The sequence below is a fragment of the Streptomyces sp. AC627_RSS907 genome (assembly GCF_019049165.1).
Genome location: NZ_JAGMUE010001424.1, coordinates 1 through 834 on the forward strand (window position 1 = coordinate 1; position 834 = coordinate 834).

The following is an 834-nucleotide window of genomic DNA, read 5'->3' on the forward strand; positions in this document are numbered from 1 at the left end:
ACCCCGACTCGTATCGGGTCCTGCTGCGCGCGCTCGCGACGGGCGCTGTCGATGAGCCGCAGCTCGCGGCGCGTGCGGGCCGGTTGTACGCCCCACGGCTGGCAAGGGTGGCACCCTCCGCCGGGGAGGGTGTGAGTCCGTTCGACGGCTCGGGCACGGTGTTGGTCACCGGGGGCACCGGCCTGCTCGGCGGCATGCTGGCCCGCCATCTGGTCGCCGAGTACGGCGTTCGCAGTCTGTTGTTGCTCAGCCGTCGTGGCCTGGCCGCCGAGGGGGCGGAGGGGTTGCGCGCGGAGTTGGTGGAGCGGGGTGCGCGGGTGGCGGTGGTCGCGTGCGACGCGGCGGACCGTTCGGCGCTCGCGGCGGCCCTGGAGGCCGTGCCTGCCGAGTACCCGCTGACCGGTGTGGTGCACACGGCCGGGGTGCTCGATGACGGGGTGATCGCCTCGTTGTCACCCGAGCGTCTCGCGGCGGTTCTGCGGCCGAAGGTCGACGCGGCGTGGAATCTGCACGAGCTGACGCGCCCGTACGACCTGCGGGCCTTCGTGCTCTACTCGTCGGCGGCCGGCACGCTCGGTCAGGCGGGGCAGGCGAGTTACGCGGCGGGCAACGCCTTCCTGGACGCCCTGGCCTGGCACCGCCGCGCGACCGGGCTGCCCGGCCTCGCACTGGCCTGGGGGCTGTGGGCCGAGGCGGGCGGGATGACCGGTCATCTCGGCGAGGCGGACCTGCGGCGGTTGCGTCGCACGGGCCTGGCTCCCATGCCGTCCGAGCAGGGGCTCGCGCTGTTCGACATGGCGGTGCGGTCCGATGCGGACGCGCGGGCCCCTGCTC

Annotated in this window: 1 protein-coding gene; it reads left to right on the forward strand. The window is 74.7% G+C overall.

Features of this window, described 5'->3' with window-relative positions:
* Window positions 1–834, forward strand: an 834-nt coding sequence (locus KUM32_RS42250; RefSeq protein WP_217146891.1) for a beta-ketoacyl reductase, incomplete at both ends; no start/stop codon positions are given.